Genomic DNA, 315 nt, shown 5'->3' on the forward strand with positions numbered 1-315 from the left:
GGCATACGGCGATCTGACCGGAAGCACCGCCGACGACATCGTCGTCAACGTGCTGAGCTGCGAGGACGCGGTGGGCCTGGGCGCCTATGTCTACCGCGAGCAGGGCGGCGGGTACGAGAACGTCTTCAAGGCCGAGGAGCCCCCGGTCCACGCCGAGATCGACTGCGGCGCCCTGGTGGTGACCAGGCAGGTGTACACGAAGGACGACCGGCTCTCGAGCCCGTCCGGCGAGGACGTGATCACCTACCGCTGGTCCTCCGGGGACCGGTTCACCGAGGAGTACCGCACGCACCGCACCTACGACGAGGCCGCCGG

The 315-nt window shown here is 69.2% G+C and carries 1 pseudogene; it reads left to right on the forward strand.

From position 1 onward, the window contains the following. Positions 1-315: pseudogene (locus tag CCN35_RS27465) on the forward strand (hypothetical protein); the annotation flags it as partial.

This window comes from Streptomyces thermovulgaris (assembly GCF_002155915.1).
GTDB lineage: Bacteria > Actinomycetota > Actinomycetes > Streptomycetales > Streptomycetaceae > Streptomyces > Streptomyces thermovulgaris.